The 23,973-nt window shown below is 69.8% G+C and carries 21 protein-coding genes; 14 read left to right on the forward strand and 7 right to left on the reverse strand.

Going from position 1 to position 23,973, the window contains the following annotated elements; all coding sequences use genetic code 11:
• Positions 1 to 95 precede the first annotated feature (95 nt).
• On the forward strand, positions 96 to 497 hold the full coding sequence (locus AB0P41_RS13385; protein WP_365931915.1) for an ACT domain-containing protein: 402 nt from the start codon (positions 96 to 98) through the stop codon (positions 495 to 497).
• Between the two features lie 46 nt (positions 498 to 543).
• Positions 544 to 1,044: a hypothetical protein gene (locus AB0P41_RS13390; protein WP_325748050.1), complete on the forward strand. Its 501-nt coding sequence runs from the start codon at positions 544 to 546 to the stop codon at positions 1,042 to 1,044.
• Here AB0P41_RS13390 and AB0P41_RS13395 read toward each other — a convergent pair.
• Positions 1,007 to 3,244 (reverse strand): family 2 encapsulin nanocompartment cargo protein terpene cyclase, encoded by a 2,238-nt coding sequence (locus AB0P41_RS13395; RefSeq protein ID WP_365931917.1) that lies wholly within the window; start codon positions 3,242 to 3,244, stop codon positions 1,007 to 1,009. The two genes, AB0P41_RS13390 and AB0P41_RS13395, sit on opposite strands and share 38 nt — an antisense overlap.
• Positions 3,245 to 3,482: 238 nt before the next feature.
• Between AB0P41_RS13395 and AB0P41_RS13400 the strand changes: the two genes are divergently transcribed.
• Positions 3,483 to 4,814, forward strand: a complete 1,332-nt coding sequence (locus AB0P41_RS13400) for a peptidoglycan recognition family protein (protein WP_365931918.1) — start codon at positions 3,483 to 3,485, stop codon at positions 4,812 to 4,814.
• A 104-nt stretch (positions 4,815 to 4,918) separates the two neighbouring features.
• Here the strand turns inward: AB0P41_RS13400 and AB0P41_RS13405 are convergent, their stop codons facing one another.
• Complete coding sequence (locus AB0P41_RS13405) at positions 4,919 to 6,055, reverse strand: aminoglycoside phosphotransferase family protein (RefSeq protein WP_365931920.1); 1,137 nt, start codon at positions 6,053 to 6,055, stop codon at positions 4,919 to 4,921.
• Positions 6,056 to 6,286: 231 nt separating this feature from the next.
• Between AB0P41_RS13405 and AB0P41_RS13410 the strand changes: the two genes are divergently transcribed.
• Entirely contained in the window at positions 6,287 to 7,783 is a 1,497-nt protein-coding gene (locus AB0P41_RS13410; RefSeq protein ID WP_356706945.1) for a hypothetical protein, read from the forward strand.
• 56 nt (positions 7,784 to 7,839) lie between these two features.
• Here AB0P41_RS13410 and AB0P41_RS13415 read toward each other — a convergent pair whose 3' ends face one another.
• Positions 7,840 to 9,261, reverse strand: coding sequence for a SpoIIE family protein phosphatase (locus AB0P41_RS13415; RefSeq protein WP_365931923.1), 1,422 nt, complete (start codon positions 9,259 to 9,261; stop codon positions 7,840 to 7,842).
• Between the two features lie 519 nt (positions 9,262 to 9,780).
• Here AB0P41_RS13415 and rpmG point away from each other — a divergent pair.
• Positions 9,781 to 9,945: a 50S ribosomal protein L33 gene (gene rpmG / locus AB0P41_RS13420; protein ID WP_104791189.1), complete on the forward strand. Its 165-nt coding sequence runs from the start codon at positions 9,781 to 9,783 to the stop codon at positions 9,943 to 9,945.
• Positions 9,946 to 10,255: 310 nt separating this feature from the next.
• Here rpmG and AB0P41_RS13425 read toward each other — a convergent pair whose 3' ends face one another.
• A complete protein-coding gene (locus AB0P41_RS13425) occupies positions 10,256 to 10,756 on the reverse strand; it encodes a tetratricopeptide repeat protein (RefSeq protein WP_356706941.1) in 501 nt (166 codons plus the stop codon).
• Between the two features lie 60 nt (positions 10,757 to 10,816).
• On the opposite strand from AB0P41_RS13425, the gene AB0P41_RS13430 reads away from it, so the two are divergent.
• Positions 10,817 to 11,584, forward strand: a complete 768-nt coding sequence (locus AB0P41_RS13430) for a VanZ family protein (RefSeq protein WP_365931927.1) — start codon at positions 10,817 to 10,819, stop codon at positions 11,582 to 11,584.
• Here the strand turns inward: AB0P41_RS13430 and AB0P41_RS13435 are convergent.
• On the reverse strand, positions 11,581 to 13,329 hold the full coding sequence (locus tag AB0P41_RS13435; RefSeq protein ID WP_365931929.1) for a glycoside hydrolase family 6 protein: 1,749 nt from the start codon (positions 13,327 to 13,329) through the stop codon (positions 11,581 to 11,583). The two genes, AB0P41_RS13430 and AB0P41_RS13435, sit on opposite strands and share 4 nt — an antisense overlap.
• Positions 13,330 to 14,099: 770 nt before the next feature.
• Between AB0P41_RS13435 and AB0P41_RS13440 the strand changes: the two genes are divergently transcribed.
• Entirely contained in the window at positions 14,100 to 16,937 is a 2,838-nt protein-coding gene (locus AB0P41_RS13440) for a glycoside hydrolase family 48 protein (protein ID WP_365931931.1), read from the forward strand.
• Positions 16,938 to 17,023: 86 nt separating this feature from the next.
• On the opposite strand, the gene AB0P41_RS13445 is transcribed toward AB0P41_RS13440, so the two are convergent.
• The gene (locus AB0P41_RS13445; protein WP_356706933.1) at positions 17,024 to 18,220 is read right to left on the reverse strand and encodes a 4-hydroxybenzoate 3-monooxygenase; all 1,197 of its coding nucleotides are present in this window, start codon (positions 18,218 to 18,220) and stop codon (positions 17,024 to 17,026) included.
• A 250-nt stretch (positions 18,221 to 18,470) separates the two neighbouring features.
• Here AB0P41_RS13445 and AB0P41_RS13450 point away from each other — a divergent pair, with 250 nt between their 5' ends.
• The 7 genes from AB0P41_RS13450 (at position 18,471) to AB0P41_RS13480 (ending at position 23,087) form a co-directional block, all read left to right on the forward strand.
• Positions 18,471 to 18,986, forward strand: coding sequence for a DinB family protein (locus AB0P41_RS13450; RefSeq protein WP_356706931.1), 516 nt, complete (start codon positions 18,471 to 18,473; stop codon positions 18,984 to 18,986).
• 124 nt (positions 18,987 to 19,110) lie between these two features.
• Entirely contained in the window at positions 19,111 to 19,827 is a 717-nt protein-coding gene (locus tag AB0P41_RS13455) for a DUF4230 domain-containing protein (protein WP_356706929.1), read from the forward strand.
• Positions 19,828 to 19,937: 110 nt separating this feature from the next.
• Positions 19,938 to 20,375 carry a nuclear transport factor 2 family protein gene (locus AB0P41_RS13460; protein WP_356706927.1) on the forward strand — a complete coding sequence of 146 codons (438 nt, stop codon included), beginning with the start codon at positions 19,938 to 19,940 and terminating at the stop codon, positions 20,373 to 20,375.
• A gap of 126 nt (positions 20,376 to 20,501) precedes the next feature.
• Positions 20,502 to 21,170, forward strand: a complete 669-nt coding sequence (locus tag AB0P41_RS13465) for a TNT domain-containing protein (protein ID WP_356706925.1) — start codon at positions 20,502 to 20,504, stop codon at positions 21,168 to 21,170.
• A gap of 8 nt (positions 21,171 to 21,178) precedes the next feature.
• Entirely contained in the window at positions 21,179 to 21,412 is a 234-nt protein-coding gene (locus tag AB0P41_RS13470; RefSeq protein WP_356706923.1) for a hypothetical protein, read from the forward strand.
• A gap of 102 nt (positions 21,413 to 21,514) precedes the next feature.
• The gene (locus AB0P41_RS13475; RefSeq protein WP_365931935.1) at positions 21,515 to 22,522 is read left to right on the forward strand and encodes an alpha/beta hydrolase; all 1,008 of its coding nucleotides are present in this window, start codon (positions 21,515 to 21,517) and stop codon (positions 22,520 to 22,522) included.
• 52 nt (positions 22,523 to 22,574) lie between these two features.
• Complete coding sequence (locus tag AB0P41_RS13480; RefSeq protein ID WP_356706919.1) at positions 22,575 to 23,087, forward strand: DUF664 domain-containing protein; 513 nt, start codon at positions 22,575 to 22,577, stop codon at positions 23,085 to 23,087.
• On the opposite strand, the gene AB0P41_RS13485 is transcribed toward AB0P41_RS13480, so the two are convergent.
• Positions 23,081 to 23,884 (reverse strand): AraC family transcriptional regulator, encoded by an 804-nt coding sequence (locus tag AB0P41_RS13485; protein ID WP_365931937.1) that lies wholly within the window; start codon positions 23,882 to 23,884, stop codon positions 23,081 to 23,083. The two genes, AB0P41_RS13480 and AB0P41_RS13485, sit on opposite strands and share 7 nt — an antisense overlap.
• Positions 23,885 to 23,973 lie beyond the last annotated feature (89 nt).

The following is a 23,973-nucleotide window of genomic DNA, read 5'->3' on the forward strand; positions in this document are numbered from 1 at the left end:
GCCGGTGCCACGCAAGGTGAGCGTATGGATACATGGCGTGCCTGAATGGCTTACTGCGTCCGCGCGCCCCGCCTGCGCGGCCGTACCGTGGTCCCATGACGGGCGAGCGCGATCTTCGGACACTGCTGCGGGGCATGCGACCGGAGCTCAGGCCCGGCCGCTACGTCTACGCGACTCTTCCCGGCGGCGCGGCGCCCACCGGTGTCACCCCGGTGGTCACCGTCGCCGAGCAGGAAGGGCTGACGCTGGTCGTCCCCCAGGCGCAGGCCGAGGAGTCAGGGCTCGCGTACCACTTCGTCGCCGCGTGGATCACTCTCCGTGTGCATTCCGCACTGGACGCCGTGGGGCTGACCGCCGCGGTCTCCCTGGCCCTGACGGACGAGGGGATCAGCTGCAACGTCGTCGCCGGATTCCACCACGACCACCTGTTCGTGCCGTACGCACGTGCCGCCGACGCCGTCCGGGCGCTCGAAGCACTGGCCGCCGAGTCCGCGTAGGAGTGCCCGGCTCCGCAACGTGAGCCGGGACACGTAACATGGCCCCATGTCCTTCCTCCGCCGCCGTAGCGCCGCCACACCCGCGGGCCCGGACTTCGACGTCCTGGCCATGGACCCGGGGGACTGGCCCGGCAACCTCGGCGCCGGTCTGCTCCCCGCTCCCGACGGGAGCTGCCAGGGCGTGTTCCTGCGTTACGACCTGTTCGGCGGACGCGGCCCGGCGATGATCATCGGCAATCTGCCGGAGGGATCACCGGCCCGCGAGACCGAGGAGGGCCAGGTCCCCTTCGAGGTCGCCCAGCTGCTCCTCGCCCTCGAGAACGACGAGCCGGTCGAAGTCACCGGCACCGAGGACGTGCCCGTCATGCAGGGGGACAGCCTGCTGATCGTGCGCCGTGTCAAGCTCTCCGAGAGCCGGATCTCCTGCGTCCAGTTCGACCGGAGCGACGGCGTGCTCGTCACCATCGCCAGCTGGGACCGGCCGATCACCGACGATCTTTACGCCCTGCTCAAGCCACTTCCCGCGGAGCTGTTCCAGCAGGGCTGAAACGCCCCTGCGACAGCAGTCGTGTGATCCGCGCCGCCGATGTCCCGAACCCCGTGGGGCCACTGATGTGCCACGGGGTCCCGGTGCCCCGGCGCAGATCCTCCTCGCGGTAGCGCCGGCAGTCCCGGTGCCAGATCAGGATCCCCGCCATCCAGTGCTGAAGCTCCAGCACATAGCCGGCCAGGACCTCCCTCGCCTCCGCGTCCAGGTCGAAGTCGTCATAGAGGACAGGCAGTTCCTGTTCGGCGACATGCTGGAACTGGCGCATCCGTGCGTTCATCAGGTCGTCCACGATCGCGACCCCCGTCGGATAGTCCACCCCGAAGAAGTTCTGGACGACCAGGACCCCGTTGTGCACCTCACCCTCGTACTCGATCTCCTTCTGGTACGAGAAGAGGTCGTTCAGCAGGCACGCGTAGTCCGCCGCCGCGTTCTCCAGGGAACGCATCGGGCCGCTGCGGTAGACGGCGTCCGGCACCTTCCTGCCGTGGCCCAGCCGGCACAGGCTCATCGTGAGATCCGAGCCGAACGTCGCCCGGCGCATCTCCATGTAGTCCACCGGGTCGGGAATCCGGTTCTGCGCCTGGTTCGCCAGCTCCCAGAGCCAGCTCGCCGTCATCGACTCCACCGCCTCCCGGAACGTGCGGCGGGCGCCCTCGCCCATCGGCCCCGCCGTCCGCTGCCAGAGGTCCGCCAGCCCGCGCTCCAGCGCGTTGACCGGCTCCGGCACGGGGGAGCCGTCCAGCGGCATGAACAGCGACAGCCGCTCGTTGGCAAGCCGCGCCCCCGCCAGGTCACGCGTCCGGCCGTGCACCACGGGGAACCAGTCGTCACCGTACGTCCCCCAGGTCAGCCATCCCGAGGAGAGATCGAGCTCGTCAGGGGTCGCGTCCGGGTGCAGTCCCGCCGCACACAGCGGCAGATCCGTCGCGACGAGCCGCTCCTCGTCCCAGATGTGCGAACCCGGCACACCCGGCTGGGCCTCCAGCAGCCCCATCCGGCGTGACCAGTCCACGATCCGCAGGCGCGCCCCGTCCAGGTGCGGGCTCAGCGTCGTGCTGAACGGCATGTCGAAGTCCGGCAGCAGCGACGGACCGACGTGCTGGTACGGCACATGCGTATGGCTGCGCAGCCGGAGCGATTCGGAACGGGGGGTGAGGCGCAGCGAGGCCGCGGCCATCCCGAAACCGGGAACGCTCTCACCCGCGCCGCCACCGTTCATGTAGCGGCTCGAGCGCATGTGCCACTCGTGGCCGCCGGACTGCCAGTCCTGAAGCCCCTTGACGTACGCCAGGACAGCGGCCGTCCCGTCGGGGGAGAGGCCCTTCTCCGCGCAGAGCGGCGCGAGTTCGGTGAGGGCGGTGTTCTCGAACTGCTGAAGCCGCGACGTGAGCAGATCGTTGACCGCCTCGGCCGCCTCCTGGGTCGAGCAGCCCAGGAACCTCTCAAGGACCAGGACACCGTTGCTGTTCTCGCCCTCGTCCTCGACCTCGCGCTGGTACGAGAACAGGTCGTTGCGCAGATGCACCGCGTCGGAGAAGGCGTCCCTCAGTACGCGCAGCGGGCGCGAATCCGCCACCGGGTCAGGAATCTCCGCGTTCGCCGCGTACTCCACCAGCCCCGCCGACCACGGTGCCCCACCGACCTTGCGGCGCATCTCGATGTACTCGACGGGGTTGGCGATCCGCCCCTCATTGATGTTCGAGAGCTCCCACAGGGACTCGTTGAGCAGAGCCTCCGTCGCCTCGGCGAACCGGGCCCGCCAGGCGTCGGACATGGCCGGTACGGTCCTCGCCCAGAGATCGGCCAGGCCCGCCTCCACCGGATTCTCCGGCTCCGGGGTCGACGCACCCCGCTCCATCGGCATGAAGGCGGGCAGCCGGTCCAGATACCGCTTGCCGCCCTCCCGGTCCGGAGTGCGCTTGAACAGCTCGAGGAAGTGGTCGTCGAAGAAGAAGACCCACACATACCAGTCGGTGACCAGGGACAAGGCCTCGGCCGAGCAGTCCGGATGGGTGTACGCGCAGAGCAGCGCGTAGTCGTGGGACTCGAGGTCCTTCTCCTCCCAGACACCGGAGCCCTCCAGCATCCCCATCCCGCGCGCCCACTCCCGGGTATGGGCCCGGGCAGCCTCCAGATGAGGGTTGAGACGCGCCGGGTACGGCACGTAGAAGTCCGGCAGTGAGAAGGGCTGTGCCATGTGCGTCCGGCCTTTCCGAGAACTTCGCGCGATCCACACGGACCGGTCCTGTCGGCGCCAGCACTACCCCTCGGCCATACGGGGCACGCACAGCGCGGAATAGTCACACAAACCCATGTCCGGCGGCACACTGCACTCTTGACTCACCAACACCTCCCGCCACAGAGTGTGCGCCGACCGACGAACACGGGGGCGTCCCCCCGGGAACCGCTTCGCCACCTGGCCAAGAAGGGTTGTCATGACGTCGAAGCAGAGGATCAGACTCGCGCTCGCACTGACCACGGCAGGGGCGCTGAGCGTGGCGCTCCTCTCCCCGGCCGCGGCGGGAGCGGACACCGTACGACCGGAATGCCCGCCCGGACTCGCCTGCGACTGGGTCCCCGCGGCCTACCAGCAGACCGGCGACCCTGCGGACAAGGAGACCTACGGCAACTACGACACGGCGAACCGGCCCGACACCAACGCCATCCGGTTCATCGTCCTGCACGACACCGAGGTCGACTACGACACCACTCTGCAGATCTTCCAGAACCCCGCCAACCAGACCTCCGCCCACTACGTGGTGCGCTCGGACGACGGTCATGTCACACAGATGGTGAAGAACAAGGACGTCGCCTGGCAGGCGGGCAACTGGTACCTCAACTCCCACTCCATCGGCATCGAGCAGGAGGGCGTCGCCGCCGAGGGCGCCAAGTGGTACACCCCCGAGATGTACCGCTCCACGGCACGCCTCGTACGTCACCTGGCGGCGAAGTACGACATCCCGCTCGACCGGCAGCACATCCTGGGCCACGACGGCGTGCCGCCCACCGGTGCGTCCGGCACCCGGAACATGCACTGGGACCCGGGCCCCTACTGGGACTGGAACCGCTTCATGCGGTTGCTGGGCGAGCCCACCGTTCCGAGCGCCCCCCGAAGCAGTGAGCTGGTCACCGTCAGCGCGGACTTCACCAAGAACCAGCAGGAGTTCCGCGACTGCGAGAAGAACGTCGACCTGCCCCGGCAGGGCAGCAGCGCGGTACCGCTGCACACCGGACCGTCCGCGGACTCGCCGCTCTTCTCCGACCCGGGACTGCACCCGGACGGCTCGCCGGGGACGAACTGCGCGGCGGACTGGGGGAGCAAGATCAGCGCCACCCAGCAGGCCGTCGTGGCCGGCAGGGCACCCGGCTGGACGGCGATCTGGTGGTACGGGCAGAAGGCGTGGTTCCGTACCCCGGCCGGGTCCCGGACCGTCACCCCCACCTCCGGCCTCGTCGTGCGGCCGAAGACCGGCAAGGAGGAAGTGCCCGTGTACGGCGTCGCCTATCCGGAGAAGGCGGAGTACCCCACGGACTTCACCAAGCCGACCGTGGGCAGTCCGCTCGTCTACACCATCAAGGCGGGGCAGGCGTTCCCCGGAGGGGGCGAGGCACCCACCGGCTACTACTACGCGCCGACGATCGACGCCTCGAAACCGTACGACCACACGTACTTCCGCGGAAACCAGAAGTACGTGACGGTCCAGATCGGACACCGGATCGGTTTCGTGAAGGCATCCGACGTCGATGTCGTGCGAGCCGAATCGTGAGCGGCTGCTGAGACAGTGAACAGCGCGCTGCGGGACCCATGTGTCGGCACCGGTCCCGCAGCGCGCATCCCCCGTCCGTCAGGCCGGTGTACCCGGCGTGGTCATCAGCGTGTCCCCACCGCGGCGCGCACGGCCCGCCGGGCCATCGCGCAGTCGTCGTGCAACCTCCGCAGCAGCAGCCTCTGCTCCTCGCCGGAGGTCAGCAGGCCCGGCCGTGCCTGGCCGGCCCCGGCCGGCGCCCCTTCACGCATGGCCCGCTGGACAGCCGTCTCGTACGTACGGATCTCGCGGGTCAGCACGATCATCAGGTTCACCAGGAAGGCGTCACGGGCGGCAGCCCCTGCCGCCTGCGCCAGCTGGCTGATCTGCCGCCGGGACGCCGGTGCGTCACCGAGCACGGCCCAGAGCGTCGCCAGGTCGTATCCCGGCAGATACCAGCCGGCGTGCTCCCAGTCGACCAGCACGGGCCCGGTGGGCGGCAGCAGGATGTTCGAGAGCAGGGCGTCGCCGTGACAGAACTGGCCCATGCCCTGCCGACCGCCCGCGTGGGCCAGGCCGTGCAGCAGCTTCTGCAGGTCGCCCAGATCACGGTCGGTGAAGAGACCCAGCTCGTGATAGCGGGCGATGCGTGAGGCGTAGTCCAACGGGGCGTCGAACAGCCCGGCCGGCGGCCTCCAGGCATTGATCCGGCTGACGGCTCCGAGCACGGCCCGCAGGTCCGCCCGGGGCGGCGCCTCCGCGGGATGCCTCGTCAGCGCCGCGACCCGTCCGGGCATCCGCTCGATCACCAGGGTGCAGTTCTCCGGGTCGGCCGCGATGAGCCGCGGTGCCCGGACCGGCGGGCGGTGCCTGACGAAGGCGCGGTATGCCGCTATTTCGTGCCGGAACCGCTCCGTCCACGCCGGGGAGTGATCGAGTAAACACTTGGCCACCGCGGTCGCGCGGCCGGTGGTGCCCACGATGAGCACCGAACGCCCGCTGCGGCGCAGCACCTGCACGGGATTGAACTCCGGGCAGATGCGGTGCACGGAGGCGATGGCCATCCGCAGCTGCGCACCCTGGGCGCCGGACAGGTCCAGTCTTCCGCTGAGCGGTGGGGAGCCCGGCCCCGCCGCCCGCCGGGTCCGACCCGTGCCGGACGCCGGTGCAGCGGCGCGGGGGTCGAGATACGGCCCGCCGCCCGTCCCGGAGGGACGGAGCGGCCGGGGCGGGGCGGACACGGAGGACGATGCTGTGTACATGGGCGAGACAGATCCCTTCGTGCGCCGACAAGTTACGTGCGCCGCCCCGGCCGGCGGCCGTCCGGCACCCTGGGGAGTACCTAGGGCTGCCGGGCGGGGTGGCGCTTTCCTACCTGACACCGGCCCGCGGGTGGCACAACATCTAGCGACCCCTGGCGAACCCTGGCGAATATTCGCCCGGCATCCACCGGGGGGCTAGGGTCAAGTCAGCCGAGAACCTGGGGGCTTGACGTGACCGGAGAACCCAACACCCGTCTTTCCGACCTGTTCGGCCTGGCCGGCTGGTCCAAGGGCGAACTCGCGAGAATGGTGAACAGGCAGGCGGCGGCCATGGGCCACCTCCAACTCGCCACCGACACCTCGCGGGTACGGCGCTGGATCGACATGGGGGAGTCCCCCCGCGATCCCGTGCCCGAGGTGCTGGCAGCTCTGTTCACCGAGCGGCTCGGCCGTGTCGTGACCATCGAGGACCTCGGGTTCGGCCGACGCGGGCGTGTGGGTAAGCGGCGAAAAGCCGGGACGGAAGACAATCCCGACGGTTTGCCGTGGGCGCCCGAACGGACGGCAGCGGTCCTCACCGAATTCACGGGAATGGACCTCATGCTCAACCGACGCGGCTTGGTGGGCGCGGGCGCCGCGCTCGCCGCTGGCTCAGCTCTCACCGGCGCCATGTACGACTGGCTGCATTCAGAACCCGCTCCGGCGGCCCGGGCCTCCCGGCCCAGCGACCCTCCGCACGCCGACAACGCCGGCTTCGACCTCTACGAGGCCGCACCCATCGGTTCCGAGGAGATCGAGGCACTCGAGCGCTCGGTCGAGGTGTTCCGGGCCTGGGACGCCTCCAGAGGCGGCGGACTCCAGCGCAAGGCCGTCGTGGGCCAGCTCAACGAGGTGGGCGGCATGCTCGCCTACAACCACCCCGAGCATCTGCAGCGCCGCCTCTGGGGCGTCGCCGCCAACCTCGCGGTCCTCGCCGGCTGGATGTCCCACGACGTCGGTCTCGAACCCACCGCCCAGAAGTACTTCGTGATCGCCGCCCACGCGGCCCGCGAAGGCGGTGACCGTCCCCGCGCGGGCGAGGCGCTCTCACGCGCCGCCCGCCAGATGGTCCACCTGGGCAGGCCCGACGACGCCCTGGACCTGATGAAGCTCGCCAAGTCCGGTTCCGGGGAGGAGACCCTGCCGCGTACCCGGGCGATGCTGCACACCATCGAGGCCTGGGCACAGGCGTCGATGGGACGCGGGCAGGCCATGCGGCGCACCCTCGGTGAGGCGGAGGAGCTCTTCGTCTCGGACAAGGGCGATGTGCCGCCGCCGAGCTGGATGCAGATGTTCGACGAGGCGGACATGCACGGGATGCAGGCACTGGCCTTCCGTACGCTGGCCGAGCACGACCCGGGGGCGGCCTCCACAGCCCAGCGCCACGCCAAGCAGGCACTCGATCTGCGGATGAACGGCCGTCAGCGCTCCAAGATCTTCGACTACATCTCACTCGCCTCGGCGTGCTTCATCGCCGACGATCCAGAGCAGGCCGATCGCTACGCACGGCTGGCCCTGGTGTCGATGGGGGAGACGTCCTCGCACCGAACCTGGGACCGGCTGCGTGAAATGTACCGGCTCACCGGCCAGTTCGCGGGTTACGCCAAGATCGAGGACCTGCGCGAGGAGATCGAGCTCGTCCTGCCCCCGAGCGGAGCCAACAAGAAGGCCAGGGGCTCCCAAGTCTGATCCGGGCCCGTCATCGATGAGCGCGCCAGACCTTCCGCAGGCCGGCCGGGGCTCCGTCATGCCTCGACGCGGGCCACCAACACGCAGGCGTCATCGAACCGTTCGGCAGACCCGAGCGACTCGACCACCGCCCGTACGCAGTCCTGCGCCGTGCGAGCCTGTGCGAACCGAGGCGCCAGTCCCAGAAGCATGTCCGGGCCTGCGCTCCGGTCCGTCAGCCCGCCGGTGTGCAGTACGAGCACATCGCCCGGGAGCAGGTCCACCTCGTCCTGCTCGTAGGTGACCCCGGTTGCCGCCCCGAGCAGCACTCCGTCAGGTGCCGGCAGAGGACGCCCCACTCCGTCGCGGAACAGCAGCGGCGCGGGGTGCCCTGCCTGTGCCCAGACGAGCGTGCCGGTCGCCGGGTCGAAGCGGCAGCACACGGCGCTGCCCAGGGCGGGCTGTGCGGAGCACTCGATCAGCTGGTTCAGATGACCCATGACCGGACCGGGGCCGACGCCTGCCACGGCCATGCCGCGGAGCGCGCCGAGCAGCATCGCCATGGCCGAGGTGGCGGGGATCCCGTGGCCGGTGAGGTCGCCGACGCTGAGCAGGGTGTTGCCGTCGGGGAGCGGCAGCGCGTCGTACCAGTCGCCGCCGATGAGGTCGCTCGCCCCCGAGGGAAGATAGTGCGCGGCGATGTCCAGGCCGCTCGCGCCCTGCCCGGCTACAGGCAGCGAGCCGCGCCACGGCGGAAGCACGGCAGCCTGGAGTTCCACGGCCATCCGGTGCTCGGCCCGGGCCTGCTGTTCCTGCCGCCGCAACGTGTCCCGCGTCCTGCCCACGATGTGCTGGCTGCGCCGCAGTTTGCTGACATCGCGCAGGACCGCCCACATGGAGGCCGTGCAGCCGTCCGCGTCGAGAACGGGTTCGCCCATCATGTGCAGCGTGCGCATACCACCACCGGGCAGCAGGATCCGGAATTCGCCGTCTATGGGCCGCCCGTCCACCAGGCAGTCGGTCACCATCGACGTCAGAAGAGGCTGGTCCTCCGCGAGGAGCACGGACGGCAGCTCGTCCAGCGACAAACCCCCGGCCCCCGGGTCCCTTCCGAAGATCTGGTACAGCTCGTCGGACCAGCTGACCTCGTCGGTGAGCAGGTTCCACTCGGCGCTGCCCACTCTGCTCAGGAGCGAACCGGTCGGCGGTTCGGCCGGCGCAGGGTGTTGCTCTCCCGCAGGCTCCGGGGCCGTGACACGGGGGACGCCGTCCCTCAGCTGGCCCAGATGCTCGCCGAGGTCGTCGAGCTGGTGGACCGCCAGGTCGCAGAGCGCCCGCTGCCAGCGCTGCTGGGGATCGTCGTCGTCGATCACGGACGTGTCGCGCCGGACCGCGTCCATGTCGCCCCGCAGCAGCCGGGTGCGATTGATCAAGGCGTCGACGGCGTCCCGCTCGGGCGGTTGCGGGGCGGGGCGGTCCGCAAACAGATGGGACGGCATCTGGTACTCCGATACAGGCGGAACGGCCGGTTCGTGGGGGTGGACCGAACACGACTGTTGCACAGGCTCCGGGGCCCCGTAAGGGGTTTGGCAACACTCGATACGTTCTTGCTTCCGGCATATGCCATCGGCTGGGTGGAGCGAGGGTCCGCCGAACACCCTTGCCCGTGGCGGGGAGTTGACGCAAGTCGTCGGGCGTGAGCCGCTCGGCGTACGCCCGCGCGTGCGACCCCGCACGGCTCGCACCGGCCGGGATCTGGGCATATGCGGGGTCGTGCGGGCCGTGGATCTTACTGCTGGCGCTGTCGGCGCCGATGTGGGATCGATATGGCGTTCGATGACGCGCCGCATGTGCGTCGGTCGTTCGTTCGGTAGTCGGGTCCGAGGGTCGGTGGCTCGCGTCCCGGCCGGCCGGGGGAGGGAATGGTGGTGCGCGTGTTCGTGTTGGGTGAATCAGAAACGAGAACGACACTCATCCCCATCCCGGTGATGAGGTCGGAATCCCTGTCTGGAGGCCCCATGGCACGCAGTGAGACCAGGCCCGTCGTCCTGCTCCGTTCCACGGCCGGAACCGGCCACACCTATGTGACGCGGAAGAGCAGGCGCAACAACCCCGACCGGCTCGAGCTGCGGAAGTTCGACCCCGCTGCGGGGCGTCATGTCACGTTCCGTGAGGCCCGCTGACGACCGGCTGAGCCACCTTCCGGTAGCGGTGGGGTCACCGGCCTGCGGGGCCGTGGCGTGGATCACGCGGCCGGGGGCGGATTCACGGGAACGCCGAGTGGTGGTTTATCGTTCATCTATGCGTCGGGGTGAGCGGCTGAAAGCCGCCGTGCGGCAGTACGCCCTCACCTCCGCACACAAGCCGCCCCGGCTGGATTCCCCCGATCCGGCCGGGGCTTCTCCTTGGGCCGTCCCGTGTGCCGCGCGATCTCGTGGCACACGGGGCTCCACAAGCTCCCCCGCCCGAGCTTCCGCCCGCACGGGCCCGTGCTCACATGGTCCGCGTGAGGTCAGCGGCGTAGTGCTCGATGGCGGGCCGGTACCGCTGCACGCCCGGGCTCTCGCTCGTCGCCGCCAGCAGGCACAGCAGGAGCTGCATGGCCTCGTGGTGCTCGCCGGTGTTGAACAGGGCCATGGACAGGAAGGTCTTCAGGGCCCCGTCGTCCGGGAATTCCGCCACACCGCGCCGGAGCGTCTCGACGGCCTGACCGAACCTGCCCAGGACGCGATAGGTGCTGCCGAGACCCAGCAGCGCGCCCCGGCGTTCCTCATCGGTGAGGCCGTCGCCCTGCAGGCTCCGCTCGTAGTACGGGACGGCCTCGGCCTCCAGGCCGAGCACATCGTGGGCCCAGGCGGTCTGATAGGCGACGTCCGCCGCGTCGGGGAACGAGGCCGTGAGGGAGAGGAGACGCTCCCTGGCCTGTTCGGGATGGCCCTCTTCCCGCAGCCGCACGGCTTCCGCCAGCAGTTCGTCCTTCTTCTGTGCGCTCATGCGCACATGGTCGCACCCGCCCAGGGTGTGCCCGACGGGGTTGGGGGCATCCGTTCCGCCATGACAGCAGAGGCGAATCGTAGTGCACGACGCAGAGGCTTGGGGATTCTACTGCTGCGCGCGGCGGTGCTGGCGGCGGCGTTCGTGGCCCTTGTCGCGTTCTCCGTGGTCCTGGCGAAGGTGACGCTCACGCCGTCACCCGCCTCGGAGGACATCGTCACGTCCAATCTGAAGCCGGGGCGGTCCCTGCGGCAGTACGCGCAGGAGTACACGTTTCTCGCAGCGTGCAAACAGGCGGGCGGAAACCTGCTGCTGGGCGCTCCGTTCGGCGTGCTGCTGCCGATTCTGGTGCCGCGGCGGCTCCGGATGATCCGGATGACCGTGCTCACCGTGCTGGTCATGGCAGTCGTCGAGCTCGCCCAGGGCGCGCTCGTGGCGGGACGGGCCTTCGACATCGACGACGTGATCCTCAATACGGCCGGCGCGCTGCTGGGGTACGCGCTCGTGGGGCGGCGCATCAGCCACCGCTACCACGCGCTCTCGGACGAGCCGGCCGCGGCGGACGAGGCGAAGCCCGGACCGCGGACGCCGGCCGGCACAGGCCCGGCCGCCAGGAGTAGCGCGAAGCCCGGTGCCGCGTCCGAGCCCGGTGCCGCGCCGAAGTCCGGGGCCACGACGAAGGCCGCCGACAGCCCCGCGACCGGTTCCGCCGCACGGCGGAGCGCGTCCGCGCCGATGGCTCGCGGACGCGCTCTGCTCGACAGGTGGCGCAGCCGGCGGGAGGGCCCGGGCGGGGGAGCGCCCGGAGCCCGCCGACGCGGAGCCTAGAGCGCCGGGTGGGCGTTCTGCATGAGCTCCTGGAACTGTGCGGAGAACCACTGGCCCGAGATCGGGGCGTCGGGCAGCGCACCGGACATGTTGTTGCCGTTGCGGACGTTACCTTCGTAGGTCGGGTCGCACATCCGGTCGAATCCCTTGCCGTCAGGGTTCGGGATCTCCTTGCTGGAACCGTCCGACTCCCCCGGAGGCTTCATCCAGACGTAGGCGTCGATGCCCGCGGCGGGCGCCGCCTGCGGCCGTTCACCGAGACCGGCTCCGGCCTGGTTGCACCAGTTCCCCAGGTGGATGCGCCGGTCGTAACGGCCGCCGTCCACATAGGTGTCCACGCTGGTGGTCGCGCCAGGCCCGGTCGGCCGGTCGGCGCCGCCCCAGCCGTTGCGGGAGGTGTCGATGAGCATGCCGACGTCGGAGTTGAAGCCGACGGAGACCAGCTCGTCGCGGAAGGCCTGGGCGTAGGACTGCTCGTCCGTGTAGCGGTTCCAGTCGATCCACTTCGACTGGCGCACGGACGTGCCGTTGACGGAGTCGTCGATGGAGAAGTGATCCTCAGTCGTCGCACCGTAGTTGGCCGTGTTGGTGATGAAGCCGTGCACGTCGTCGACGGTCGCGCCCTCGGTGGTCGCGGCCTCCTTGAAGATGTCGGCGGTCGGACCGAAGTTGTCGTCCCAGCCGATCCAGCCGTGGTGGCCGGCGTCGATGTAGTTGTAGACGTTCGGAGCGTCGCCGAGCTTGTTGAGGGCGTAGCCCACGCCCTTCTGGTAGTTGCCGTTGGCCTTCATCACGTCGCACTCCGGCGTGGCGGTGGGACGGCCGCCGGCGTTGGTGATGAGGTTGGGCAGCGAGTCGATCTCGACGGTGGTGACGATGCGCAGACCGGCGTACTTCGCGTCGCCGAGGATGGCCGCGATGGGGTCTATGTACTCGGTCTTGTAGCGGTCGATCTCGGTGGGGCCGAGTTCACCGTTGGAGGCGAGGGCCGAGCAGTCACGCCCGGGCAGGTTGTAGATGACGAGCTGGACGACGAGTTCGCCGGAGCCCTTCTGCGTGAGGGCTTCGTCGAGGTGGTCCCGCAGGCCCATTCCGCCGTTGGCGCCCTCGATGGCGGCGATGCGGTCGAGCCAGACACCCGTCGGCTGGTCGGAGATCCGGCTTCCGCCCGGCTCGGCTGCGGCGTTGGCCGACCACTCCGGGTTGACGTAGACCTTCGAGCCCACGTAAGGGTTGTCGACCCGGTCGGAGGGACCGGTGGGCGGGTCGGTCGGGTCCGGCGGGTCGGTCGGTCCTGTGGTGCCTCCGTCACAGGTGACGCCGTTCAGCTTGAACGTCGCGGGCACGGTGCTGTTTCCGCTCCCGGTCGCGTTGAAGCCGAAGGTGGCGGAGGACCCGGTGGCCAGCGCGGCGTTGTAGCCGGCGTCCTTCGCGGTGACGGCGGTGCCGCTCTGCGAGACGGTGGCGTTCCAGCCCTGGCTGACCTTTTCGCCGCCGGCGAACGACCACTGCAGCTGCCAGCCGGATACGGCGTCGCCCAGGTTCTTGACGGTCACGGAGGCGGTGAGACCCCCGTTCCACTGGTTCTGGATCTTGTAGTCGACGGAGCAGCCTGCCGCCGCTGCGGCGGACGTTGCGAAGGGTGCCACCGCGGCGGCGGATCCGGCGGCTGCGGCGACGAGTGCTCCCGCGGCTATGAGCGCCGTTCGGGATCGGCGCAGGGTGGTGCGGCTCGTGCGGCTCATACGAATTCCGTTTCCTCAGCTGTCGAGGGCGCGCAGGTGAATCGCGCGGCCCGATTCCGTACGGGGTGGGGGTACCGTCGTAGTCGCTGATCAAAGGCAGGCCGGCGGGGCAGTGCTCCGGCCTGTTCCGCTTGCTGCGAGGGGGACTTCGGCACGACCGGTGCGCGCGAGGAGTTCGAGTGGTCCTCGTTCACACAGGTGCGTTCGTGCCGACCGCGATGTCCGTTCCCCGGAAACCGCCGGCCCGATACGGCGCGGCGCTGTTCTCCACCGTGCGTCCGAGGGCGGATCCGGAAGCCGTGGCCGTGTCCGGGAGGGTACTTCCGGACACGCCGGGCACTGCTCCGGGGAGCAGCCTGAACAGGTGCGGTATGTACGAGGGGTGAAGCATGAGCGACTCCTTGCAGATCGGGCGTGCCCCCTACGGCACGTCGACTGGTGGAACCGCTCCCACTGGTGTGGCTTGACGGTAGAGCGTCAAGTGGTGTCGGTCAACACACCAGTTCCCATCTCTTGGTATCGAAATAATTCGACTCTTCAAGTCTCTTGACTCCCTTTTTCCTCATCACCATGCTGGGAGCGCTCCCACTGGTTCAAGGCTTGTGCTCAGCCCTGCACACCCCCCCATGTCGCCGAGCCGCGAGGAGGTACTGCGCATGCCATCGGGACGCGCACGAAGAACCTGGTTACCCGGAAGACCCCGCAGAACCGGAGCCGGAATCCGACGGTTGTGGACAGCATCGGTGGCCGCGCTGGCCCTCCCTCTGGGGATGACCGCCGCAGCCGGCACACCGGCCCAGGCCGCCGCCGTCCAATGCAGCGTCGACTACAGAACCAATGACTGGGGCTCGGGCTTCAGTGCCGAACTCACCGTCACCAACAGGAGCTCCACCGCGATCGACGGCTGGACCCTGAGCTATGACTACGCCGGCAGCCAGAAGCTCACCAACGGCTGGAACGGGACCTGGTCCCAGTCCGGCAGCACGGTCACCGTCAAGAACGCGAGCTGGAACGGCACCGTCGCCGCCGGGGGCGCCGTCACGACCGGCGCGCAGTTCGCCTACAGCGGCACGAACACCGCCCCCACCACCTTCGCCGTCAACGGCACGGCATGTGCCGGTGCCCATCAGCCGCCGATCGCCGTCCTCACCAGTCCGGCGGCGGGCGCCGTCTTCTCCGCCGGAGACACCGTCCCCCTGGCCGCGACGGCCGCGGCCGCCGACGGCGCGGGGATCAGCAAGGTGGAGTTCTACGACGACACGACGCTGCTCGGCACGGACACGACCTCCCCCTACACCTACGACGCCGAAGGGCTCGTCGTCGGCGGCCACTCCGTGTACGCCAGGGCGTACGACAGCCTCGGTTCCTCCGCGGAATCGACCCCCGCCGGAATCACCGTCGCAGCAGGCCCGGCCGTCGTCGCCACCCCCGCCCAACTGGGCGTGCAGCAGGGGAAGTCGGGGAGCTTCGAAGTCTCGCTGTCCACCGCCCCCGCCTCCTCCGTCACCGCCACCGTGGCGCGGAGCGCCGGCAACACCGGTCTGAGCGTCACCGGCGGCGCGAGCCTCACGTTCACCCCGTCGAACTGGTCCACGCCTCAGAAGGTGACCGTCTCGGCCGACGACTCCGGCACCGGAGCCGCCACCTTCACCGTCACGGCCCCCGGCCACTCCCCGTCCGAGGTCACCGTCACCCAGATCGCGGAGGCGAAGGAGTACGACGCCCGCTTCCTCGACCTGTACGGGAAGATCACCGACCCGGCGAACGGCTACTTCTCCTCGGAGGGCATCCCCTACCACTCCGTCGAGACGCTGATCGTGGAGGCTCCCGACCACGGACACGAGACGACGTCTGAGGCGTACAGCTACCTGATCTGGCTCCAGGCGATGTACGGGAAGCTCACCGGGGACTGGACGAAGTTCAACGGTGCGTGGGACACCATGGAGAAGTACATGATCCCCACGCACGCCGACCAGCCCACCAACTCCTTCTACGACGCCTCGAAGCCCGCCACCTACGCGCCCGAGCACGACACCCCGGACGAGTACCCGGCCGTCCTCGACGGATCGGCGGCCTCCGGATCCGACCCGATCGCGGCCGAGCTGAAGAGCGCGTACGGCACCGACGACATCTACGGGATGCACTGGATCCAGGACGTCGACAACGTCTACGGGTACGGCAACACGCCGGGTAAGTGCTCGGCCGGCCCCACCGAGACCGGGCCGTCGTACATCAACACCTTCCAGCGGGGGCCTCAGGAGTCGGTCTGGGAGACCGTCACGCACCCCACCTGCGACAACTTCACCTACGGCGGTGACAACGGCTACCTGGACCTGTTCACCGGGGACGCCTCCTACGCCAAGCAGTGGAAGTTCACCAACGCCCCCGACGCGGACGCCCGAGCCGTACAGGCCGCCTACTGGGCCGACACCTGGGCGAAGGAGCAGGGCAAGTCGGGCGAGGTCTCCGCGACCGTCGCCAAGGCGGCGAAGATGGGCGACTACCTGCGCTACTCCATGTTCGACAAGTACTTCAAGAAGGTCGGCAACTGCGTCGGGCCGGCCACCTGCCCCGCCGGCAGCGGCAAGGACAGCGCGCACTACCTGATGTCCTGGTACTACGCCTGGGGCGGTGCCACCGACACCTCCGCCGGCTGGTCATGGCGGATCGGCTCCAGCCACGCGCACGGCGGCTACCAGAACCCGATGGCGGCCTACGCCCTCAGCTCCGTCGCCGACCTCAAGCCCAAGTCGGCCACGGGCCAGCAGGACTGGGCGAAGAGCCTGGACCGGCAGATGGACTTCTACCAGTGGCTCCAGTCCGACGAGGGAGCCATAGCCGGCGGGGCGACCAACAGCTGGAAGGGCAGCTACGCCCAGCCGCCGGCCGGAACCCCGACCTTCCACGGCATGTTCTACGACGAGAAGCCCGTCTACCACGACCCGCCGTCCAACCAGTGGTTCGGCTTCCAGGCGTGGTCGATGGAGCGCGTCGCCGAGTACTACCACGAGTCGGGTGACGCACAGGCGAAGGCCGTACTCGACAAGTGGGTCGACTGGGCCCTCTCGGAGACGACCATCAACCCCGACGGCACCTACCTCATGCCCTCCACCCTCAAGTGGTCGGGAGCGCCCGACACCTGGAACGCGTCGAACCCCGGTGCGAACGCAGGGCTGCACGTCACGGTCGCCGATTACACCAACGACGTCGGGGTGGCCGGTGCCTACGCCAGGACACTGACCTACTACGCCGCCAAGTCCGGTGACGCCGAGGCGAAGGCCACGGCCGAAGGACTGCTCGACGGCATGTGGAGCCACTACCGGGACGACGCCGGGGTCGCGGTTCCCGAGACCCGCGCCGACTACAACCGGTTCGACGACCCGGTGTACGTCCCGGACGGCTGGACCGGCGCGATGCCCAACGGAGACACCGTCGACAACGACTCGACGTTCCTGTCCATCCGGTCGTTCTACGAGGACGACCCGAACTGGCCCAAGGTGCAGGCATACCTGGACGGCGGGAGCGCACCCGTCTTCACCTACCACCGGTTCTGGGCACAGACCGACGTCGCACTGGCTCTGGGGGCGTACGCAGACCTCCTGGAGTGAGTGACCGCAGCACCCCGGCGGATCCCGGCCGCACCGGCGGCCGGGATCCGCTCAGCGCGTACGGCCTGTTCCGGCCTGGGCCGCGTTCAGGAGAAGGCGCCGGTGTAGTTCTCGGCGAACTCCGCGGCCGCGTGGCGGGAGTCCGCGATCCGGTGCAGCTGCGACAGCTGGAGCCGGCTGTCGAACGGACTCCCCTCCGGATGCGTGTGCAGGGTCGTCGTCATGAAGTACGAGAAGTGCTCGGCGCGCCACACCCGGCGCAGGCAGGTGTCCGAGTACGCGTCGAGAAGTGCGGAGGACCCCTCACGCTCAAGATGTTCGAACGCGCGGGCGAGCACCACGACATCGGCGGCCGCGAGGTTCAGCCCCTTCGCGCCCGTGGGCGGCACGATGTGCGCCGCGTCGCCGGCCAGGAAGACACGGCCGTGGCTCATCGGCTCGGTCACCTGGCTGCGCATCGGCAGCACCGACCTGGCCGTTATGGGTCCGCGCTCGAGCTTCCTGCTGCCCGCCGAGGCCAGCCGGACGTCGAGCTCGTCCCAGATCCGCTCGTCGGGCCAGGCGTCCGGATCCTCTCCTCCGGGGACCTGGAGGTAGAGCCTGCTCACCTCCGGCGAGCGCATGCTGGCCAGCGCGAAGCCGCGTGAGGAGTGCGCGTAGACCAACTCGTCGTACACCGGGGGCGCGTCCGCCAGGATGCCCAGCCACGCGTACGGATACGTCCGTTCGTACGACCTCAGCGCACCCTGTGGGACCGACCGCCGGGTCACCCCGTGGAAGCCGTCGCACCCGACGACGTAGTCGCACTCCAGGGTCTGCGCACGGCCGCCGTGCCGGTAACGGATCAGCGGGCGGGCCGTGTCGACGCCCTCGACCGAGAGGGCCTCCGCCTCGAACAGCAACGGCGCCCCGTCGGCCAGTTGGAGCGCGATCAGGTCCTTGACGACCTCGGTCTGCGCGTACACCCATACCCGGCTGCCACCTGTCAGCGACGGGAAGTCCACCCGGTGCGAGCGCCCGTCGAAGCGCAGCTCGACCCCGTCGTGCGCGATGCCTTCCCGGTCCAGACGCGCACCCGCACCGCTCGCCCGCAGCGCGTCGACCGTGCTCTGTTCCAGGATCCCGGCGCGTTGACGCTGCTCGGCGTACGCGCGGTCCCGGCTCTCCAGGACGACGCAGTCGATGCCGTTCCCGTGCAGCAGGCGGGCCAGGAGCAGGCCCGCGGGGCCCGCTCCGACGATCCCCACACGGGTGCGGCGGGGGAGGGGTACGGCGGTGTCCACAGAGAGTTCCTTTCGGACGGGGTCGGAGCTCCGTTGTCGTCGGGCGGAGCCGGTGGCGACCACACGGTCATGAGGAGATCCTCCTGCCGCGACAGGAACAGCCTGGCCCGTTTCCGAGGATCCCGGAAATCGATTCTCTGGATGAGGTGGATCCATCCGGCGAATACCCAGCCCTTCCCGACCGCTCCGCGTGCCGCCGGTCCCGCGCAGGGGCTCGCGGGAACATGCCCGTGCGAGGCATGATCATGCGATGACATGGACAGCTCCCGAAGCTACCCGCACCATCGGACCGCTCACCGGCGGCGAGCGCGAGACGCTGACCGCCTTCCTCGCGTTCTACCGCAGCACACTGCTGCAGAAGTGCTCCGGCCTGACGGGCCGCCAGCTCGCCGAGCAGACGGTGGAGCCGTCCGGCCTCACCCTGCTCGGCCTCGTCCGGCACATGGCCAAGGTGGAACGCGTTTGGTTCCGCGAGGGTCTCGCCGGCCTGGCTCTGCCCTCGATGTACGACCCCGGGAAGGGCAAGGACGCCGACTTCGAGGACCTCTCGCCGGACCGCGCCCCCGACGACTACGCCCGTCTCCTCGATGAGATGCGTCTCGCCGACGAGGCTGCGGCGGACGCGCCGCTCGACACCACCTTCACCCGGCGCGGTTCGGTCTACTCGCTGCGCACGGTGTACGTCCACATGATCGCCGAGTACGCGCGCCACATCGGCCACGCCGACCTGCTGAGGGAACGGCTGGACGGCACCACCGGCGCCTGAGGCCACCCGGGACCCCGGGGGGCATGGGGCCTGAGGCCGGCCAGGGCCCCGCCGCCCGTACAGGATCTGGCGTAGTCGGGCGCCCAGGCGGACTGAATCCCCCGGACGGGGTCACACGGAAGGCATGACGTCCACTGACGTAAGGACAGACGGCGGCGCCGGGGACCCGGCCCGCAGCGGGGAGCCACGCCGCCGCGCCCGCACGCGAGGGTGCCTGCCGTTCGCGGGTGTGTGCGCCGCGGCGCTGGTTCTGCTGCTCCTGGGCTCCCGCCTCAGCCTGCTGCCGGGGTTCGGCAGCCTCTTCGGCGAGGAGACCACCGACCGCTCCGGCCCCGCGGTGCTCAAGTCCATCCAGGACATGAGCGCCTACGAGGCGGCATCGGGCAACTTCCAGGTCGTCGTCGACCTGGAGAAGGACGCGAAGTTCCTGCCCGACGCCATCCGCGGGACCCGGACGCTGTACGTCGGCGCGGGCACCGTAGGAGCCTCCGTCGACCTCGGCAAGGTCGGTGCCGACGGGGTTACCGTCGACGAGGACCGCACCACGGCCGAACTCGTCCTGCCCCACGCGGTGCTGGGCAAGCCCGCCCTGGACCCGGACCGCTCCTACGCCGTGTCCAAGCAGCGCGGCCTACTCGACCGGCTCGGCGATCTCTTCTCCGACAACCCCGGCAGCGAGCAGGCGGTCAACAAGCTGGCCGCGCGTCACATCGGGGAGGCGGCCGAGGAGAGCGGCCTCACGAAGCGGGCCGAGAAGAACACCGCCTCGATGCTTCAGGGCCTGCTCGCTTCACTCGGATTCGAGAAGGTCACCGTCCGCTTCACCGAACCGCGCGGCTGAACTCCTCGCACTCCGGCCCGCCCCGCCCGCTCCGGCCCCGCGGCCCTGCGTCACACTCGCCGGGACGAACGGTCGCCCCATCGACCGTCAGGAGCCGGGGAGTGATGTCCATGACCGCCGAAACCACGGAACGCTTCAGGGCAGCCGTCGAGAAGCGGGACCACGCGGCACTGGAGGAGCTGTTCACCGACGACGTACGCCTCTTCAGCCCGGTGAAGTTCACTCCCTTCGAGGGGAGGCCGATGGTGCTCGGCCTCTTCGGTGTCCTCCTTCGCACCTTCGAGGACTTCCACTACGTCGGGCGCTTCGAGGGCGAGGCATCCACCAGCGCGGGCGGCCCCCAGGAGCGCTCGGAGATCCTGCTGTTCAGGGCCACGGTGGACGGCAAGGAGATCCACGGGATCGACCTCCTCCAGTTCGGTGAGGACGGCCGGATCAACGAGTTCACCGTGATGGTCCGCCCGATGTCCGCGGTCCAGGCGCTGGGCGAGGCCGTCCTGCGCGGGCTCGCCGACGACGGTCTCGTACCCGACGCGACGGCCCGCTGAGAAGACGGTGCCCGGCCGGAACCCCGGCCCGGGCACCGCACGGCATGGCGCAACGCCGGTACGGAGTCGTTCGGTTACCCTACGTGAGCTCGACGAGCACTCATCGGCATCCGAGGGGACCCCCGAATGAACCGCATCCGCACCGCACTTGCCGCAGCCGGCCTCGCCGCCGGCCTGGTCGCCGCTCCCGTTGCGAACGCCGCACCGCACGAGAACCGCACGGCGGCAGCCGTCCACGATCCCTGCACCGGCGAGTTCCTCGGGGACGCGCGGCTGGGCCCCAAGTGGCTGCCCTCCACCAAGCAGGCACCCGTCGGCCCGCTGCTCAAGGGCTACAAGCGCACGGGCGGCCTCTCTCCCTCCGCCTTCCTGAACAAGTACTGGGAGGGACCGGCGGACACGGGCAGCTGGAAGTATCCGCCCAACGACGGTTTCGCCGAAGTCAACGGTGAGGTCGACAAGGAGCCCACCGAGCTGCGCGCCGGCCAGCGCCTTGACCGCTTCGGATCGGAGTACGGTGCCTACCTCGCACCGGCCGGCGACGCCTACAAGGAGCGCGCCCTGCCTCCGCAGAATCTCAACACCCGTGACGCAGCGGTGCCTTGTGACTACCGCGTCTACAAGGTGGCCAAGCCCTTCTGGGTCTGGGAGGGCGGCATCGCACCGTGGTTCGAGCAGCCCGGCGGAGGCCGGCAGATCAAGCTCGACGCCGTCTTCCTCGATCCGGGCGCGGGCCAGCGCCTCAACGTGAAGTGGCTGCTGGACCACGCCTACCTCACCCCCGTGAGCGCGTAGCACCCGCCATGGAACGCCGCGAACTGCGCGCCGCCCTCCACACGGCAGGCGTGGACGACGGTTACTACCGGATCGAAGGCGTTCACGAACCGGCCCCCACACCCCCCGACTTCCTGTTCCTCAGGAAGGCAGCCGACGGGGTGTGGGAGACCGGCGCCTACGAGCGTGGCACCTACGAGGTGATCGCCCGGCACCCGGACGAGGCGGCAGCCTGCGCGCACCTCCTGCGTCTCCTCGTCTGACGGGGCAGCGGCTTTGCCGGATCGGCAAGTTCCCTTGGCCGGTGGTACCGCGACGCCGAATGATGGACGTGCCGACAGGCCACCGCGAACCCGAGGAGACACATGCCGCAGTCCGCACCCTCCGCCGAGCCTTCCACCACCGTCCCCGGGGCGTTCCACCGGCTGGTGGACGTCCCCGGCGGCCGGATCCATCTCCTGGAACAGGGAACAGGCCCCCTGGTGCTCCTGATCCACGGCTTCCCCGAGACCTCGTACTCCTGGCGCCACCAGCTCTCCGCCGTCGCGGAGGCGGGCTTCCGGGCGGTCGCCGTCGACGTTCGCGGCTACGGGCGCTCTTTCGCCCCCGGCCCCGTGGACGCCTACCGGATGACGGCCCTCGTCGCCGACAACGTCGGCGTCGTGCACGCGCTGGGGGAGGAGACCGCGACGGTCATCGGCCACGACTGGGGCTCGACCATCGCCGCCGACAGCGCACTTTTGCGTCCCGACATGTTCACGGCCGTGGGCATGCTCAGTGTTCCCCACGCCCCCTGGAACCCGGTGCGGCCCACCGACGGCTTCGCCCGTATCGGCGGGACCGAGGAGTTCTACGTCAGCTACTTCCAGCAGCCCGGCCGCGCCGAGGCGGAGATCGAACCCGATGTACGCGGCTGGCTGGCCGGCTTCTACACCTCGCTCTCCGGAGACACGATGCCGCCGCCCGGTGCGGACAGTCCCTTCTTCGTGCCCGCCGGAGCAGCCATGCGTGACCGCTTCACCGGCGGGGCCCTGCCGTCCTGGCTCACGGAGCGCGAGCTGGACGTCTGCAGCGCGGAGTTCGAGAGGACAGGCCTGACCGGCGGGCTCAACCGCTACCGCAACGTGGACCGCGACTGGGAGGACCTGGCCGCCTGGGACGGAGCCCGCCTCGTGAGCCCGGCCCTCTTCGCCGGGGGCGCCCTGGACTCCTCCACGACCTGGATGGCCGATGCCATCGCCGCCTTCCCGACGACGCTTCCGGGCCTGGTCTCCTCGCACATCCTGGAAGGGTGCGGACACTGGATCCAGCAGGAGCGCCCCGAGGAGGTCAACGCCCTGCTGACGAAGTGGCTGCACACCGTGCACCCGTGACGGCCGCGTGTCGAAGTCGGGACCCCGTGCGCGGAGCGGCCATGGTGGTCGTATGAACAGTGCAGGCATTCTCGCCGATGCGTTCGAACGCATCCATGAAGCGGTGCACGCCGCAGTCGAGGGCCTCCCTCCCGAGGACCTCAACGCCAGGCTCGACGACGAAGCGAACTCCATCGCCTGGCTCGTGTGGCACCTCACGCGCGTCCAGGACGACCACGTCGCCGACGCGGCGGGCACCGAGCAGGTCTGGTTCGCGAAGGACTGGGCGTCCCGCTTCGAACTGCCCCTGGAGAAGGGATCGACCGGCTACGGTCACAGCAGCGCACAGGTGGGCTCCGTGACGGTGGCGTCGGGTGACCTCCTCCTCGGCTACTTCGACGCCGTGCACGAGCAGACCCTCGGCTTCGTCCGGGGACTCGACGGCCGGGCCCTGGACCGCGTGGTGGACGACGCCTGGTCGCCGCCGGTGACCCTCGGGGTGCGGCTGATCAGCGTCATCGCCGACGACCTGCAGCACGCCGGGCAGGCCGCGTTCGTCCGTGGTGCGCTGGAACGCCGTCAGTAGGACGCGGAACCGGTGCGCGCGTAGTGACCCGGACTCGTGCCGACCACACGCTTGAAATGCCGGGAGAAGTGGGCCTGGTCGTAGAAGCCCACCGAGGCCGCGACCTCCGGCCCGCGCATCCCGCCCAGCAGCAGGCGGCGGGCCAGATCGACACGGCGCCCCGTCAGGTACTGGTGGGGAGCCATGCCGAACTCCCTGCTGAAGGCGCGTACCAGGTGCGTGTGATGGGCGTGCAGACGTTCCCCGGCCTCGCGGAGCGTCAGCCCGTCCACGACGTGCCCGTCGAGCAGATCCCGGAGGGCGTACGCGATCCGGCTGTCGTGCACCTGCGGGGCGACGGGCTCGTCGCGCAGGTGCACGGCGAGCCGTTCGGAGACGAGCGCGAGACGGCTCTGGGCCTCCAGTTCGTCCCCGGGGCGCTGGAGCGTCCGGTGCAGCTGGTCGACCCGCAGGCGCAGCCGCGGATCCCGCAGCACGGGCCGGTCGACCGCGCGCCCGACGAGATCCGCGTCGATCTGCGCGGTGTTCAGGTACAGGACACGCTTGCGGAACCCTCCAGGGGTCGCCGCGTCGCCGTTGTGCGGTACGTGCGGAGGCAGCAGCGTCACCACCGAGCTGGGAGCCCCGTGTTCATGGCGGTCCAGGTCGTAGCGGACCATTCCCTCGTCGACGATGAGCAGCGTCCACGCGTCGTGCGTGTGCATGGGATAGGCGTGGTCGGCGAAGTGCGCGTGGAAGACCTCGTCGATTCCCTCGACGCGTGGACGCCACGCGGTGATCTCCGGACGTGCACCCATGCACGAAGCGTACAAGAGCGTGCCGGAACCCCGGCGACGTGCAAACTTCGTACAAGACGGCCGGCCGCCGGGCTCGGCAGACTCCTTCC

It is taken from the genome of Streptomyces sp. NPDC079167, from assembly GCF_040686735.1.
Taxonomy (GTDB): domain Bacteria; phylum Actinomycetota; class Actinomycetes; order Streptomycetales; family Streptomycetaceae; genus Streptomyces.

Excerpts from the sequence above, each read along its gene's own strand:
- AB0P41_RS13465 (WP_356706925.1), top strand. The coding sequence starts at position 20,502 with ATGAACCGCATCCGCACCGCACTTGCCGCAGCCGGCCTCGCCGCCGGC.
- AB0P41_RS13435 (WP_365931929.1), bottom strand. The coding sequence starts at position 13,329 with ATGAGCCGCACGAGCCGCACCACCCTGCGCCGATCCCGAACGGCGCTC.
- rpmG (WP_104791189.1), top strand. The coding sequence starts at position 9,781 with ATGGCACGCAGTGAGACCAGGCCCGTCGTCCTGCTCCGTTCCACGGCC.
- AB0P41_RS13385 (WP_365931915.1), top strand. The coding sequence starts at position 96 with ATGACGGGCGAGCGCGATCTTCGGACACTGCTGCGGGGCATGCGACCG.
- AB0P41_RS13440 (WP_365931931.1), top strand. The coding sequence starts at position 14,100 with ATGACCGCCGCAGCCGGCACACCGGCCCAGGCCGCCGCCGTCCAATGC.
- AB0P41_RS13430 (WP_365931927.1), top strand. The coding sequence starts at position 10,817 with ATGACAGCAGAGGCGAATCGTAGTGCACGACGCAGAGGCTTGGGGATT.
- AB0P41_RS13470 (WP_356706923.1), top strand. The coding sequence starts at position 21,179 with ATGGAACGCCGCGAACTGCGCGCCGCCCTCCACACGGCAGGCGTGGAC.
- AB0P41_RS13450 (WP_356706931.1), top strand. The coding sequence starts at position 18,471 with ATGACATGGACAGCTCCCGAAGCTACCCGCACCATCGGACCGCTCACC.
- AB0P41_RS13415 (WP_365931923.1), bottom strand. The coding sequence starts at position 9,261 with ATGCCGTCCCATCTGTTTGCGGACCGCCCCGCCCCGCAACCGCCCGAG.
- AB0P41_RS13480 (WP_356706919.1), top strand. The coding sequence starts at position 22,575 with ATGAACAGTGCAGGCATTCTCGCCGATGCGTTCGAACGCATCCATGAA.
- AB0P41_RS13425 (WP_356706941.1), bottom strand. The coding sequence starts at position 10,756 with ATGAGCGCACAGAAGAAGGACGAACTGCTGGCGGAAGCCGTGCGGCTG.
- AB0P41_RS13460 (WP_356706927.1), top strand. The coding sequence starts at position 19,938 with ATGACCGCCGAAACCACGGAACGCTTCAGGGCAGCCGTCGAGAAGCGG.
- AB0P41_RS13405 (WP_365931920.1), bottom strand. The coding sequence starts at position 6,055 with ATGTACACAGCATCGTCCTCCGTGTCCGCCCCGCCCCGGCCGCTCCGT.
- AB0P41_RS13390 (WP_325748050.1), top strand. The coding sequence starts at position 544 with ATGTCCTTCCTCCGCCGCCGTAGCGCCGCCACACCCGCGGGCCCGGAC.
- AB0P41_RS13475 (WP_365931935.1), top strand. The coding sequence starts at position 21,515 with ATGCCGCAGTCCGCACCCTCCGCCGAGCCTTCCACCACCGTCCCCGGG.
- AB0P41_RS13455 (WP_356706929.1), top strand. The coding sequence starts at position 19,111 with ATGACGTCCACTGACGTAAGGACAGACGGCGGCGCCGGGGACCCGGCC.
- AB0P41_RS13485 (WP_365931937.1), bottom strand. The coding sequence starts at position 23,884 with ATGGGTGCACGTCCGGAGATCACCGCGTGGCGTCCACGCGTCGAGGGA.
- AB0P41_RS13400 (WP_365931918.1), top strand. The coding sequence starts at position 3,483 with ATGACGTCGAAGCAGAGGATCAGACTCGCGCTCGCACTGACCACGGCA.
- AB0P41_RS13395 (WP_365931917.1), bottom strand. The coding sequence starts at position 3,244 with ATGGCACAGCCCTTCTCACTGCCGGACTTCTACGTGCCGTACCCGGCG.